The following is a 13,791-nucleotide window of genomic DNA, read 5'->3' on the forward strand; positions in this document are numbered from 1 at the left end:
TCTATGGCCCGTAAGACCCCCATTGAGCGCTACCGCAATATCGGTATCTCGGCTCACATTGATGCAGGTAAAACGACGACGACGGAACGTGTTCTGTTCTACACCGGTGTTAACCACAAAATCGGTGAAGTGCATGATGGCGCTGCTACCATGGACTGGATGGAGCAAGAGCAAGAGCGTGGTATCACTATTACTTCTGCAGCGACAACTTGCTACTGGAGTGGTATGGCGAATAATTTCGCTCCGCACCATATCAACATTATTGATACACCGGGTCACGTTGACTTCACTATCGAAGTTGAGCGTTCCATGCGTGTTCTCGATGGCGCCTGCATGGTTTACTGTGCAGTCGGTGGTGTTCAGCCTCAGTCTGAAACCGTATGGCGTCAGGCTAATAAGTACAAAGTCCCACGTTTGGCATTCGTCAACAAGATGGACCGTACTGGTGCGAACTTCTTCAAAGTATACGATCAAATGCGTGCACGCTTGAAGGCGAATCCTATTCCTATTCAAGTGCCTATTGGTGCTGAGGATTCGTTTGAAGGTGTTGTTGATCTGGTTAAGATGAAAGCAATTATCTGGGATGCAGCTTCCCAGGGTATGAAGTTTGAATACGGCGATATCCCTGCGCATCTGGCAGCAGACGCTAAAAAATGGCGTGAAAACATGGTGGAAGCAGCAGCTGAAGCCTCTGAAGAATTGATGAACAAATACCTCGAAGAGGGTGATTTGTCTGAGGCTGATATTAAAGCAGCACTTCGTCAACGTACGATCGCCGGTGAAATTGTTCCAATGATGTGTGGTACTGCCTTTAAAAACAAAGGCGTGCAGGCGATGTTGGACGCGGTTGTTGAATTCCTGCCATCTCCAGTGGATATTCCACCTGTACCTGGTACAAATGAAGATGAAGAGCCAGTGGTTCGTTTGGCAAAAGATGATGAGAAATTCTCTGCGCTGGCATTCAAAATCGCAACCGATCCATTCGTTGGTCAACTGTGCTTTATCCGTTGCTACTCCGGTACTTTGAACTCCGGCGACTCAGTCTATAACTCTGTTAAAGGTAAAAAAGAGCGTATCGGTCGTATTGTTCAGATGCATGCGAATCAACGCGAAGAAATCAAAGAAATGATGGCTGGTGATATCGCTGCGGTTGTTGGTCTGAAAGACACAACAACTGGTGATACGCTGTGTGATGACAAAGCGATCGTTATTCTGGAACGCATGGTATTCCCAGAGCCAGTTATTTCTCAGGCAGTTGAGCCAAAAACAAAAGGCGACCAGGAGAAAATGGGCCTGGCACTGAATCGTCTGGCTGCGGAAGATCCATCTTTCCGTGTGCGTACTGATGAAGAGTCCGGTCAGACTATCATCGCTGGTATGGGTGAATTGCATCTGGATATTATCGTTGATCGTATGAAGCGTGAATTCAACGTGGAAGCGACTGTTGGTAAGCCACAAGTTGCTTACCGCGAGACTATCCGTAAGACTTGCGAAGAGATCGAAGGTAAATTCGTTAAGCAATCCGGTGGTCGTGGTCAGTACGGTCACGTTGTTCTGAAGATCGAACCACAAGAGCCAGGTAAGGGTTTTGAATTCGTCGATGCGATCAAAGGCGGTACAGTTCCACGTGAATACATCCCTGCGGTTGAAAAAGGTGTGCGTGAAACACTGACATCCGGCGTGTTGGCTGGTTATCCAGTGGTTGACGTTAAAGTGACCTTGTTCTTCGGTTCCTACCATGACGTTGACTCCAACGAAAACGCGTTCCGTATGGCGGCTTCGATGGCGTTTAAAGATGGTTGCCGTAAAGCTTCTCCAGTTATTCTGGAGCCAATGATGGCAGTTGAAGTTGAAACGCCAGAAGATTACGCTGGTACAGTCATGGGTGATTTGTCCTCCCGTCGTGGTATGGTTCAGGGTATGGATGAAGTTGCTGGCGGTGGTGGTAAGATCATTAAGGCTGAGGTTCCTTTGTCTGAAATGTTCGGTTATGCCACTTCATTGCGTTCCGCAACACAAGGTCGTGCAACGTACTCGATGGAATTCAAGCATTACTCCGAAGCGCCGAAAAATGTTATCGACGCAATCGTGACATCCAAAGCTAAGTAATTCGTAATCTGAAAGCCTGCTCCTTGCCCGGAGCAGGCATCTTATTGATAAATCGTTCTTTTTGAAGGAAGAATAAAATGGCAAAAGGTAAGTTCGAACGCACCAAGCCGCACGTCAACGTAGGTACAATTGGTCACGTTGATCACGGTAAAACAACATTGACAGCAGCGATTGCAACAGTATTGTGCGTCCGAATGCGGTGGTGCCGTACAAGTCGGTAGCGGCGGTGATGGCTTCGGCACAGCGTCTTGGTGTGACCAAGATCGGTATGGTCGGCAATGAGCAGTTCTTGAAGTGAGCCATATAAATCAAGCTCTGGACACTTCAATGGTCAATTCTTGATGTATTATAAAAAATGGCAGGGGCATCCCTGCCTTTTTTCATATTTGCCAGAATGTGTACTTTCGGGTCACGAATATGTACCTTTCTGAGTTTATTTAATTTATTGATTGAGAGATCAACATATGAAGCAACTTCGCTTTTCTCGTATCGCTGTCATGCTGGCAGCAATCGGCTTTGCTGCCGTACCAGAATTAACCAATATCGCTGCTAATACTGCTTACGCTCAGGAAGCAATGCGTCCTGAAATCGGTCGTATCGTACAGGCGGCAGGTGACTTGTTTAAGGCGAAGAAATATAAAGATGCTTTGTCTAAGATTCATGAGGCTGATAGTGTCAGCGGTAAAACCGTGAACGAAAATTTCACGATAGAGCGTATGCGTTTGTCGATTGCATCTGCTGCCGGTGATAACGATACGGTAATCCGCGCTGCCGAAACGATTATTGCCGCCGGAAAATTGCCTTCAAAAGATCAGTTGCAGATGATACAGGTACTGGCGAATGCTTACTATAAGTCAGGTAATTACTCCAAAGCAGCCCAATGGTACAACCGCTATTATGCCGATGGCGGTACAGATCAGTCCTTGCGTCCTTACCTGATCCAGGCGATGAATCAGGGTGGTGACAGTGCCAAGGCGCTGAAAGAGGTGACGGCAGATCTGGCTGCAGATGAAAAAGCCGGACGTACGCCTAGTCTGGCTAATCTGGAGTTTTATGCTGATGCAGCGCGTAAACAAAAAGATATGGCTGGTTACTCCAGTGCGCTCGAAAAAATGGTCGCATACCACGGTAAGAAAGAATACTGGGTCAACTTGCTGAACAACGTGGAGCGTAAGCCAGGTTATTCCGCACGCCTGAAACTCGATTTATTACGTCTGAAACTGGCTCTGGGTCAGATCACCAAAGCAAATGACTTTATGGATTTGTCTTTGATGGCAATTCAGGCGGGTTATCCTGCCGAAGCAACGAAAATTATCGAGGCAGGTTACAAGGCGGGTGCTTTAGGTACAGGTAATGATGCCGAGCGCCATAAGCGCTTGCGCGATATGGCAGCCAAAGCGCTTGATGAATCAAACAAAGGTGCGGCAGCAGCTGAGACCGAAGCAAAACAAAGTAAAGACGGTAATGGTCTTGTTAATGTCGGTTTTGCGAATGTCACTGCCGGTAAATTTGATCAGGGTCTGTCGATGATGGAAGAGGGCATCAAAAAAGGTTCTCTGAAAAATCCGGAAGACGCTAAATTGCATCTGGGTATTGCGCAATTCCAGGCTGGTAAAAAAGCTAATGCAATCAAAACCTGGAAAACCGTGCAAGGCAATGACGGTACTTCAGATCTGGCGCGTTACTGGGTCATTTACGCGAATCAGAAATAACGCATTTTTACAAGTAAAAAAGGGTGCTGATCACAGCACCCTTTTTTTATTGACTCAGCTTTACAGGTTCATCATGCGGTAATGAAAACCACAATTAACCATGAGGCTTCCTGCTGCTTTTTGCATTTGCGACTAATGTTTTTCCGCTTGATGCCACAAGCTTATTGCGATGTGCTGGCTTAGAGTGAGAGGCAACTGTGATGTGGCGGGATTTTGCGAGAACAGGGACCTGGATTTGCAAATTTTGTCCTGCGTTGACGTTATCACGCTTCAGATTATTCCAGCTCTTTAAATCGGCAATGCTGACCTTGTAGCGCTGGGCGATGCTATTCAGATTGTCTTTTTTTCCAACGCGATAATGTAGTTGGCGCGTGGTTATTCCTTTTTCTATCACCAGTTGGGCTTTGTCTGCGATCTCGGGAGAAATATCCTGATCCGGCGCTTTTTCTGATTTTGGAACCAGAATAGTCGAGCCCGCTTTGACCAGCATACTCGCCGGAATCATATTCACTTCACGGATAAATTCAGGTTTATGTCCGAGTCGGTGTGCAAGTGATTCGATTTTTTCAGTTTTGGCGACGGTGTAAGTGGACCAGCTTGACAGCGGACCTTGCCATTTACTGAGGTTTTCCTTGAACAAAGCAGCATTATCTGTCGGTAATAAAATCTTGGTATCGCTGTTGCCGGTAATGACAGGGCGATTGAATTGCGGGTTGAGTGCCGTGAACTCGTCCATCGACAGTTCTGCCAGCTGAGCAGCCACGCGGACATCGATGTCACGGGTTTTTTCAACGGTGACGAAGTAAGGCTGATTATCGAGCTTGGGCAGTGCAATATTAAATTGCTCAGGATGCGCAATGATGTTTTTGACTGCCTGTAACTTTGGCAGATAATTTCGTGTTTCCAGCGGCATCAGCGGTGACATGCTGTCAAAGTCGATCGGCAATCCCAGTGCCTGCTGTTTTTTTATTGCGCGCTGAACCGAGCCTTCGCCCCAGTTATAGGCAGCAAGTGCAAGCTGCCAGTCTCCGAACATCCCGTACAGGCGTTCAAGATAATTCAAGGCTGCGTCTGTTGAGTCCAGAACACCGCGTCTGTCATCCTTAAACATGTTTTGTTTAAGATTGAAATCTTTCCCGGTGGCCGCCATAAATTGCCACATGCCACTGGCTTTAGCGGTTGAAATCGCTTGCGGATTAAAGGCTGACTCGATGAATGGCAGTAACGCCAGTTCAGACGGCATGCCGCGCTTTTCCAGCTCTTCAACAACATGATACAGATAGCGAGATCCACGCTGAACCGTACGCAAAATGTAGTCGGTTCGTGTGCTGTACCAGGTCAGCTGATTATCCACCAGCTTGTTGCTCAGATCCGGTATCGCATAACCAGCGCGTATACGCTCCCACAAATCGGCTTCCTGATTCGTGTAAACGAAAGGCGTGATTTCGGCCGGAGAATTAACTACAGAGGGGGAGGTGTTGCGACTGATGCTGGCTTCTGGTGCGTTACTCAGAACAGCGAGTGAAGATGAATCTGCGTGGCTGATATTAGGAAGTGCCCAGAATAGTAAGGCAGAGGCCGTAAAAGCAATCAGAGGGCGGGTTTGGTGTCGTAATCGTTTCATAGGCGGGATGATGTGCTCATCGACCATGGTCGACTTTGATAGAAGAATCGTAAGAGTGTACGCAAGGGCAGGCGGGTGCGTCAAGGGAAATGTCGTCGTGCTGACATTTTAACCGGCCTCATAAAGGAGATGCGTGGAGTTAGCGTCTCAATGGCACTACGTTAGATGTGACTTGAATAAAGATGCGGCTTTTGTAATTGTTTGTGACTGTTTTAGTCCTTCTTTTTTAGCTCTTTCTATGAAGTGCGGATAGCTTGAGTGCGGATACAGAATCCTCGATGTCTATTCCGCCATTTATCCTACAATGAATGCCTGTAATTTTCCGACTGGCTCTTTATGATTTTAATTAAAACAGGTTTGTCTTTGATCGTCTTGACGGCGTTGACCTCGATATCAGCGTACGCCACGGCGGATACGATGATTGAAAATGCAAATGGCTATACATTAAACCGTCAGCAAAAGTTGATCCGCTTTGATGCGCTTGTTTTTGATGATAGTGGAAAAATCACCGCGGTCGGGCATAGTAAAAAACTGCTCCGGCAATTTCCTCTGGCGCAGCGTATTAATCTTCACGGCAAAACCTTGTTGCCGGGGCTGATTGACGCACATGGACATGTACTGGCGTTGGGGCACCATCAGGCGCAGTTAAGTTTGCGCGAAACGCGGACGTTGGCTGAGGCGCAGGGGCGCATCAGCGATTATGCACAACGCTTTCCGTCACAGCTATGGATACTTGGCGGTGAATGGAATCAGGTTAACTGGGATTCGGGCCGCTTTCCAACCGCAAGCGATATTGACACCGTTGTCAGCGACCGTCCGGTCTGGCTGAGCCGGGTGGATGGTCATGCAGCGTGGGCAAACAGTCGTGCGATGCAACTGGCTGGTATTGGCCGTGATACGCCTGATTCCGTTGGCGGCAAAATAGAGAGAGATGCGCAGGGTAATCCTACCGGTATATTGATCGACAATGCGATGGATCTGATTCAAGCGGTCATCCCTCCCGCCAGTGATGCCGGTAACCGTATGGCGTTGGATGCAGCTTTACTCACACTTGCGCAGTCCGGTCTGACCAGCGTGCATGACGCCGGTGTGTCTGCCGAAGCTGATCGTTTGTTCCGTGAATATGCTGCAAATAGCAAGCTCAGTGTTCGTATTTACGGCATGATCAGTGGCACCGATGATTTTTTTGAGCGCATTTCCAGAGAGGGGCCTTTACTCAGCGATGGACAGGATCGCTATGCTTTGCGTGCCGTTAAATTGTTTGCGGACGGTGCGCTCGGTAGTCGTGGTGCAGCGCTGGCGGCGCCGTATTCCGATGCGCCCGACACTTCGGGCTTATTGTTTCAAACGAAGTCGGCTATGGCTGCGATGATAAAAAAAGCGGCTGACAAAGGCTATCAGGTCAATGTGCATGCGATAGGCGACGCGGCCAATCGCCAGATACTGGATGGTTTTGCGGCATTACCTGCAGCAGCACGAAAGTTGGCGCGGCACAGGATAGAGCATGCGCAAGTCCTTGCTGTTGAGGATATTCCTCGTTTTAAGTCGCTCAATATTATTCCCTCCATGCAGCCTGTACATGCGACTTCGGATATGAAGATGGCGGAACAAAGGGTGGGACATGAGCGCATCAAGGGGGCTTACGCATGGCGACGCTATCTGAAGCAAGGTTCGCGCATTGCCTGTGGTTCAGATTTTCCGGTCGAGTCAGCCAATCCGTTCTGGGGGATACACGCGGCAGTAACGCGCCGCAGTCGCGATGGTGAACCTTTGCATGGCTGGTATGCCGATCAGGCAATGACTCTGACCGAAGCTTTCCGCTGCTTCACGCTGGATGCCGCGTATGCCGCCCATCAGGAAAATATCATCGGCAGTCTGGAGAAGGGAAAATGGGCTGACTTTATCGTTGTTGATCGTGATATGTTCACGATTCCGGCTCAGCAGATCCATCAGATTCAGGTAGTACAGACCTGGCTTGCGGGGAAAGTGGTTTATCAGAATGAAGCGCCTTCAGTGAAATAAACGCTTCGTCAGATCTGTTGCTATGTGAATCGTATGTTGAATAAGTGTGCCTGCATTCTGGCGAGGTGATGCAGCAGAAATGCAGGCGTCCTTGATCAGGCACTCATGCAGAATACGTTCAGTTTATTGCCATCGAGGTCACGGAAATATCCGGCGTAGAATCCGCTGTCTCCGCGCGGCCCCGCCGCGCCTTCGTCTTTGCCGCCGAGTTCAATCGCTTTGTTGTACACCGCATCCACTTTTTCTTTTGAATCGACGATCAGTGCGACCATCACGCCGTTGCCGACCGTTGCTGCTTGTCCGTCGTAAGGTTTGATAATGCTCAGTCTGGCCTGATTCGGGTTATTGCCCCAGGCGATAAATTCCGGTGATTCCATCGCGCGTTTAGCGCCGATGACCGCCAGTAAGTTGTCATAGAATTGTGCTGCACGTTCAAAGTTGTTTGTTCCTAATGTGACGTAGCCGATCATCTTCTTTCCTTTAGTTTTTAGTATCGTGTCAGGCGCTGAGGCGCATATTTTTATTGCATCAGTATTGTGCCAGCAAAAAGACAGCCTTGCCGGCTCAGGCGTTTTCCGATGTCAGGTTGAACTGCAATGCAGCCAGTTTGGCATAGACGCCGCCTTGCGCAACCAGACTGGCATGGGTGCCGGTTTCAACGATGCGACCATGTTCCATCACGATGATTTTATCGGCCCGCTGCACTGTCGCCAGGCGGTGCGCAATAATCAGCGTGGTGCGGTCTTGCATCGCGACTTCCAGTGCACCTTGCACCAGACGTTCTGATTCTGCATCCAGCGCGCTGGTGGCTTCGTCGAGTAATAGTAATGGCGGATTTTTCAGCAAGGCGCGCGCGATCGCAATCCGCTGCCTTTGTCCGCCCGACAGGCGCACGCCACGTTCACCGAGAAATGACTGATAGCCTTCCGGCAGCTTTTCTATGAATTCATGTGCTGCCGCCATTTTTGCAGCGGCGATCACTTCAGCATCGCTGGCATCGGCGCGGCCATAGCGAATGTTGTCCATCGCATTCGCCGAAAAGATGATGGTCTCTTGCGGTACGACGCCAATCGCATTGCGTAAGGTGTGCAGATCGAGGTCGCGGATATTCACCCCATCGAGCTGGATTTCTCCGCTTTGCGGATCATAAAAGCGCAGCAGTAATTGGAATAAAGTCGTTTTTCCTGCGCCGGAAGAACCGACGACAGCAATCGTCTGTCCGGCGGGAATATCCAGCGTGACACCGGCAATCGAGGCAGTATCCGGGCGGGATGGATAATGAAAGCGGATGTCGCGTATCGATAAACTGGCGCCGCCCGCTTGCTTCACCGTACGTTGCGGCAACTGCAGCGGACGTGCCGGATTTTGTATCGGTGACTGCACTTCCATTAATTCCAGCAGGCGTTCAGTTGCACCGGCAGCGCGTTGGGCGTCGCCCATGACTTCCGATAAAGCGCCCAGCGCACCGGCGACGATGGAGGCATACAGAATGAATTGTCCGAGTTCGCCGCCGCTCATCGTGCCGTCCATGACCGCGCGGGCGCCCAGCCACAGCACAAAGACGATGGCACCGAACACCAGCAAAATCGCCATCATGGTCAGCAGCGAGCGTGCGCGTATGCGGCGCATAGCAGTGCCAAACGCGTTTTCGACCGAATCTGCAAAGCGTCGTGCTTCGATGTGTTCATGTGTAAATGCCTGTACAGTCGGCATTGCATTCAGAATTTCACCGGCAATCGCAGACGCATCAGCGATTTTGTCTTGCGAATCGCGCGACAGCTTGCGAACCCGTCGGCCAAACAAAATGATTGGCAACACCACCAGTGCCAGCATCACGATGATGATGGACGAGAGTTTGATGCTGGTGATAAAGAGCATCACCAGACCGCCGATAAACAGCAGGACATTGCGCAGCGCCATCGAAATGCTGGTGCCGACCACCGTTTGTATCAGTGAGGTGTCGGTGGTCAGGCGCGACAACACTTCGCCGGTTTGCGTTGTTTCAAAAAACTGCGGGCTCTGCGTGACCACATGCGAATACACGGCATTGCGGATGTCGGCGGTGACACGTTCACCCAGCCAGGACACCATGTAAAAGCGGGCCGCCGTTGCGATGCCCAGAACGCAGGCAACGCCAAACAGCGCGAGGAAGGTCAGATCCACATGCTCGATGTTACCTTGCCCGTTGTGGGCAAAGCCCAGATCGATCATTTGCCGGAATGCTGCCGGAATTGCCAGCGTCGCACCGGCGGCAACCAGCAAAGCGATACCGGCAAGAATGAACTGGCGGCGATAGGGGAGCAGGAAAGGGAGCAAGCCTTTGAGTGTGCTCAGGCTGCTGCGTTCCTTGGGAATGTCTGTGCTCATAATGGATATCATTGGTTGGATGGTGATTGGAGTGTATGCGAGATAGCGAAACAGCTACATGAAGACCTTCAGCAGGAAATCAAGCGCGGGCAATGAGCAAGCTGGTATGGAAATGTAACAGGCTGCTGCGGTTTCTGCCGGCGAATATGGGATGAGCTTGTGGCTGGTGAGGTTCGCGCGTTTGTTTTGTCTCGCTGTCAACAATATTGCCGTGGCAGCCGTTGTAGCAGCTCTTCCTGACTTCTCTCTTTTTTATCATGCGCCTTTCTGACTATGGAGTACGTACATTACTGAGTTGCTGCGCCATGACAGTTGTGCTGTTGTTGAGCGCATGTCAGAGCACCATCAATCGCATGAATGACTGTCGCAGTGGTGACTGGCAACTCATAGGTAACAAAGACGGCAAGGATGGTCTGGACAGAAATTTCGAAGAACGCCGTCGTTTTTGCGTCTCGGTGGATGCCGATAAAATCCGCGCCGAATCTGCGGGGTTATATGAAACTGGCTGGGTGACCGGTAACCAGCAATTCTGGTATCAACTCGGACGGGACGATGGGCGCAAAGCTTTTCCGGTAACGCAATATCTGGTGCAAAGCACTTCTGCACGTATCCGCGATCTGCACACGCCCCTGAATCAGCCTTCTTACGAACAGGGATGGCAGCAGGGCATTCATGAATACTGGTTTAATACCGGCATGAACGATGGTAAGGCCGGGCGCAATGCCAGCGAAGAAAAAGTGCATGCGACGAATCCTGGCAGCGCGGGTTTTCGTGCCGATGCTTATCGTCAGGGCTGGAGCGAAGGTAATTACAGCTATTGGGAAAACCTCGGATATCAGGATGCCCACGTCGGCATACCCGATACGACGTTGACAAGCCATGCTGCTGCGGCGAAAAGTCGTGAGCTGCTTGTGCGTGAGGATGCGTATCACAACGGCTGGAACCGTGAGATCGTGGAATACTGGAAGCAATTGGGCTGGAATGATGCCGTCAGCGGACGTGATATTCAGCTGCGCCGCGATGATGCCCGCCGCCGTGGCTTGAAAATCATGGAAGCGGAATACCAGCAACAGTGGCAGCGCCGGCTGATGCAATACTGGGAAGAGGCGGGAACCGCAGATGGTTACGGTCAGCCTTTCCAGCTTGAACAGCGGATGAACAATGCGCGCAACGATCAGGTGTTCGTCATACCGCAGACGCGTGACATCTACACGCAAGCGTGGAATCGCCAGAATGCCGCTTACTGTACGGTCGATAACGCGTTTAACTGGGCGCGCCAGAATCAGCGTATGGCAATTGAAGTCTGCCCTGTGTCTTTGCAGTTTCGTCTGCAACAGGCGCAGATGAGCGGGCGCGATTATGAAGATATCAGCCACCGTTCACGGTCTTTGCATCGCGAGATCGGTGAGCAACAGGATAAATATCGCGATACCGAGCAAAGGCTGAATCGTCTTGAGGCAGAAATACGTCGTAATCAGGATGATAAAAATCGTCCGAATAATCAGGATAACGCGAATGCTGACCGCAAAAATGAACGTGACCGCAACGAGCTGCGCGACCAGTTGCAATCGTTGCGCCGCCGTATCGACGATATGCGCAGCCGTGAATTTCGTTATGAACAGCAATTACAACAAATAAAACGCGATCTGCGGTTGTGAGCGGGCTGACACCGTATTGTGCAACTGCCGGATTGCTATGTAATGGCTACTTCGCGCTAATTTCGGGTGAATTTTCATATACTCCCCCCGATATTTCATATATCTGCCCTGATGTCCTTATAAAAAAAGGGCTTCAGAATATACTGGAGGGGAGTATATTTTTGCCCTAAAAAGGCTTTTGCAAGCATTTCCTGCATCACCTGTCTGAGATAAGACGTTTGTCGCATTTCGCTGAAATAATTGGCTTCTGCTGGCGGCAAAGCTATCCAAGCCGAACTAAGCCTTATATAATCGTGCGACTTGATCGGGAGAGCGCCGTGACATTGATCTGATTGATCGCATGCACAGCCGCCGAAGGGGCTACAACCCAAAAACTCTCAGGCAAAAGGACCGGTCAGCGAGGCATGCAGATGCCTCACACTCTGGAGAGCGGTAGCGGCAAATATGTTTATTTTTATAAATATGCGCCGTACTACCCACCGAAGGTGCGCACGAGACAGCAAATGATTTTGCACTCGTAATCTCTCAGGTATCAGGACAGAGGGGTATGCGATTTTTCGCATGCGGCGAGCCATGTTCGTCAGCGTGCGTTTGTTCGTCCCTTCTAATCTGGTAACGAGGCACTCATGACGCAAGCAGCGACATCACTCAAAGTAACACCTCTCAATGCAGCCCATCGTGCGGCTGGCGCAAAAATGGTTGATTTCGGCGGCTGGGATATGCCCGTCAACTATGGTTCCCAAATCGAAGAACATCATGCGGTACGTACTGATTGCGGTATGTTCGATGTGTCGCACATGTGCGTGGTCGATCTGCGCGGCGACAACGTCCGTGCTTTCCTGCGCGGTCTGGTCGCCAACAACGTCGATAAATTACAAGTGCCGGGCAAAGCGCTGTATTCCTGCATGCTGAAACCAGAAGGCACTGTGATCGACGATCTGATTATTTACTTCTTCAATGAAAACTGGTTCCGCCTCGTCGTCAACGCTGGCACAGCAGAAAAAGATGTCGCCTGGATGAATGCCCGCAACGCTGCAACGAACAGCGGCATCACGATCACTCAGCGTCGCGACGGCGCGAATGCGTTTGCACTGGTCGCAGTACAAGGACCGAATGCGCGCGCCAAAGCATGGGAAGTGCTGCCGGAAACGAAAGCCGCCAGCGCCGACATCAAACCATTCAATGCCGTCATCGTTGAAGGCACTGCATACGGTGAAGTGATGGTGGCGCGCACTGGTTATACCGGCGAAGACGGTTTCGAAATTGCAGTGGCGGCAGACCGTGTCAATGATTTGTGGAATGCACTGGCTGCAGTCGGCGTTAAACCTGCAGGTCTGGGCGCGCGCGATACTTTGCGTCTGGAAGCCGGGATGAATCTCTACGGTCAGGATATGGATGAGTCCGTCAATCCGCTTGACGCCGGTCTGGCATGGACGATCGATCTGGTCAGTGAACGTGATTTCACCGGTAAGCAAGCCTTGCTGGAACAAGGTCAGAAAGCGCAGTTCCTCGGTCTGATTCTGCGCGAAAAAGGCGGCATCCTGCGTGCACATCAACAAGTTGTGACAGCACAAGGCAACGGTGAAATCACCAGCGGTACTTTCAGCCCGACGATGCAACAAGCGATTGCGCTGGCGCGTTTGCCTATGGGTGTTGCCATCGGCGACACTGTGCATGTGGTGATCCGCGATAAGCAACTCGCGGCAACGGTCGTGAAATTGCCATTTGTACGCAACGGTAAAATTCTCGCTGTCTGATTTTTATTACGCAGCAAGCGGCTGCCGGCAATCTGGCAGCCGAAAAATGTCGCCGCAAAATTTAAGCATTATTTTTAGCATTTTCCTTTTTGAAGAATTAACACTCCGGAGTCCACCATGAATGTACCAGCAGATTTGAAATACACATCCTCCCACGAATGGGTACGCGTTGAAGCCGATGGCACGCTGACAGTCGGCATCACCGACTTCGCACAAGATGCACTGGGCGATATCGTGTACGTGGAATTGCCAAAAGTTGGCTCAACGCAGACCGCTGGAAAAGAATGTGCGGTGGTTGAATCCGTCAAAGCAGCTGGTGATATTTATTCACCAGTCAGCGGTGAAGTGGTTGGTGTGAATGAAGCATTGGCTGATGCGCCTGAATCCGTGAATACCGATGCGTTCGGTGCATGGCTGTTCAAGCTGAAACCAGCGAATGCAGCGGACGTTGACGCTTTGCTGAGCGCTGAAGCTTACGCTAAGAATATCGGCTGATCTTGACGCAACTATTTTTCCGACCGGCGCAGGCAACGATGTCAGCG

General features: G+C 50.6%; 9 protein-coding genes, 2 pseudogenes and 2 riboswitches. Of the genes and pseudogenes, 8 read left to right on the forward strand and 3 right to left on the reverse strand.

The window, feature by feature from the left end:
- Positions 1-3: 3 nt before the first annotated feature.
- From fusA to ACPAOP_RS14890, 4 genes and pseudogenes are all read left to right on the forward strand, one after another.
- A complete protein-coding gene (fusA, locus tag ACPAOP_RS14875) occupies positions 4-2,109 on the forward strand; it encodes an elongation factor G (protein WP_423680634.1) in 2,106 nt (701 codons plus the stop codon).
- Positions 2,110-2,186: 77 nt separating this feature from the next.
- Positions 2,187-2,294: pseudogene (locus ACPAOP_RS14880) on the forward strand (GTP-binding protein); the annotation flags it as partial.
- Positions 2,294-2,407, forward strand: a pseudogene (locus ACPAOP_RS14885) (biopolymer transporter ExbD); the annotation flags it as partial. The pseudogenes ACPAOP_RS14880 and ACPAOP_RS14885, both read left to right, overlap by 1 nt.
- A gap of 166 nt (positions 2,408-2,573) precedes the next feature.
- Positions 2,574-3,821 carry a hypothetical protein gene (locus tag ACPAOP_RS14890; protein ID WP_423708532.1) on the forward strand — a complete coding sequence of 416 codons (1,248 nt, stop codon included), beginning with the start codon at positions 2,574-2,576 and terminating at the stop codon, positions 3,819-3,821.
- Between the two features lie 94 nt (positions 3,822-3,915).
- Here the strand turns inward: ACPAOP_RS14890 and ACPAOP_RS14895 are convergent, their stop codons facing one another.
- Positions 3,916-5,445 (reverse strand): transglycosylase SLT domain-containing protein, encoded by a 1,530-nt coding sequence (locus ACPAOP_RS14895; protein ID WP_423708533.1) that lies wholly within the window; start codon positions 5,443-5,445, stop codon positions 3,916-3,918.
- 336 nt (positions 5,446-5,781) lie between these two features.
- On the opposite strand from ACPAOP_RS14895, the gene ACPAOP_RS14900 reads away from it, so the two are divergent.
- Positions 5,782-7,467: an amidohydrolase gene (locus ACPAOP_RS14900; protein ID WP_423708534.1), complete on the forward strand. Its 1,686-nt coding sequence runs from the start codon at positions 5,782-5,784 to the stop codon at positions 7,465-7,467.
- A gap of 95 nt (positions 7,468-7,562) precedes the next feature.
- Here ACPAOP_RS14900 and ACPAOP_RS14905 read toward each other — a convergent pair whose 3' ends face one another.
- Complete coding sequence (locus tag ACPAOP_RS14905) at positions 7,563-7,937, reverse strand: VOC family protein (protein WP_423679913.1); 375 nt, start codon at positions 7,935-7,937, stop codon at positions 7,563-7,565.
- A 94-nt stretch (positions 7,938-8,031) separates the two neighbouring features.
- Positions 8,032-9,834 (reverse strand): ABC transporter transmembrane domain-containing protein, encoded by a 1,803-nt coding sequence (locus ACPAOP_RS14910; protein ID WP_423708535.1) that lies wholly within the window; start codon positions 9,832-9,834, stop codon positions 8,032-8,034.
- Positions 9,835-10,139: 305 nt separating this feature from the next.
- Between ACPAOP_RS14910 and ACPAOP_RS14915 the strand changes: the two genes are divergently transcribed.
- From ACPAOP_RS14915 to gcvH, 3 genes are all read left to right on the forward strand, one after another.
- Positions 10,140-11,492, forward strand: coding sequence for a DUF2799 domain-containing protein (locus ACPAOP_RS14915; protein WP_423708536.1), 1,353 nt, complete (start codon positions 10,140-10,142; stop codon positions 11,490-11,492).
- A 295-nt stretch (positions 11,493-11,787) separates the two neighbouring features.
- Positions 11,788-11,895: riboswitch (glycine riboswitch) on the forward strand.
- Positions 11,896-11,904: 9 nt separating this feature from the next.
- A riboswitch (glycine riboswitch) is annotated at positions 11,905-12,043 on the forward strand.
- A 75-nt stretch (positions 12,044-12,118) separates the two neighbouring features.
- Positions 12,119-13,249 (forward strand): glycine cleavage system aminomethyltransferase GcvT, encoded by a 1,131-nt coding sequence (gene gcvT, locus ACPAOP_RS14920; RefSeq protein WP_423708537.1) that lies wholly within the window; start codon positions 12,119-12,121, stop codon positions 13,247-13,249.
- Positions 13,250-13,366: 117 nt separating this feature from the next.
- Positions 13,367-13,744 (forward strand): glycine cleavage system protein GcvH, encoded by a 378-nt coding sequence (gcvH, locus tag ACPAOP_RS14925; protein WP_186883752.1) that lies wholly within the window; start codon positions 13,367-13,369, stop codon positions 13,742-13,744.
- Positions 13,745-13,791 lie beyond the last annotated feature (47 nt).

It is taken from the genome of Undibacterium sp. WLX3042 (genome assembly GCF_049544825.1).
GTDB lineage: Bacteria > Pseudomonadota > Gammaproteobacteria > Burkholderiales > Burkholderiaceae_D > Undibacterium.

Excerpts from the sequence above, each read along its gene's own strand:
- ACPAOP_RS14915 (WP_423708536.1), top strand. The coding sequence starts at position 10,140 with ATGACAGTTGTGCTGTTGTTGAGCGCATGTCAGAGCACCATCAATCGC.
- ACPAOP_RS14905 (WP_423679913.1), bottom strand. The coding sequence starts at position 7,937 with ATGATCGGCTACGTCACATTAGGAACAAACAACTTTGAACGTGCAGCA.
- gcvT (WP_423708537.1), top strand. The coding sequence starts at position 12,119 with ATGACGCAAGCAGCGACATCACTCAAAGTAACACCTCTCAATGCAGCC.
- gcvH (WP_186883752.1), top strand. The coding sequence starts at position 13,367 with ATGAATGTACCAGCAGATTTGAAATACACATCCTCCCACGAATGGGTA.
- ACPAOP_RS14895 (WP_423708533.1), bottom strand. The coding sequence starts at position 5,445 with ATGAAACGATTACGACACCAAACCCGCCCTCTGATTGCTTTTACGGCC.
- ACPAOP_RS14900 (WP_423708534.1), top strand. The coding sequence starts at position 5,782 with ATGATTTTAATTAAAACAGGTTTGTCTTTGATCGTCTTGACGGCGTTG.
- ACPAOP_RS14890 (WP_423708532.1), top strand. The coding sequence starts at position 2,574 with ATGAAGCAACTTCGCTTTTCTCGTATCGCTGTCATGCTGGCAGCAATC.
- fusA (WP_423680634.1), top strand. The coding sequence starts at position 4 with ATGGCCCGTAAGACCCCCATTGAGCGCTACCGCAATATCGGTATCTCG.
- ACPAOP_RS14910 (WP_423708535.1), bottom strand. The coding sequence starts at position 9,834 with ATGAGCACAGACATTCCCAAGGAACGCAGCAGCCTGAGCACACTCAAA.